This window comes from Treponema sp. R6D11, assembly GCF_054786075.1.
The window spans coordinates 1-596 of sequence record NZ_BDHD01000704.1 but is presented as its reverse complement, the minus strand read 5'-3'; the positions used below and the strand labels follow the sequence as shown (position 1 = coordinate 596).

Annotated in this window: 1 protein-coding gene; it reads right to left on the bottom strand. The window is 39.4% G+C overall.

What is annotated here, in order from left to right; all coding sequences use genetic code 11:
* Positions 1–596 (bottom strand): efflux RND transporter permease subunit (locus ACYVTD_RS15595; protein WP_461248613.1); only part of this gene is annotated, 596 nt, incomplete at both ends.

Genomic DNA, 596 nt, shown 5'->3' with positions numbered 1-596 from the left:
GTCCTGAAATATTCATGGAAAATGTTTTACTACTATTTATTATTGTTTCTAACAAAATTCCTTGGGGGTACATTATGGAAACTTGAACTTCTTCGGATTCATCTGGGTTAATGAAAACCGCCGGACGGGTTAAAAGCGTAAAAAACCCGCAAACACTTAAAAACACCGCAACAGCTAAAAACTTACCCGAATTACGAAGGACATTTGAAAGCAAGAAATAATATTTTTTTTCAAGACTGCCATTTGTAAAAACTGATCTAATTTTTAATAATTTATTTTTATTGGCTATTAATGGATTGCCAAAGAACATGGAATAAAGAGACGGAAGAAAAAATTGAGCGTAAAGCCATCCTGCGGCGACAGAAGTAACAAGGGCGATGGCTATGTCGCCGAAAAGACCGCCTAATGGTCCTGGTAGCATAATAATCGGAATAAACACGAGCGCCGTTGTAATGGTAGAGGCGATATTTGATCCCGATATAGACGCCGCCTTGTTTCCGATTTCTTCCGGCGCGGGCGTGGTTTGCCTTTCTTCAAAAGCCTGATGAAGCAGATCAATAATAATTACGCTGATGTCGGAAACTAAACCTATCCCC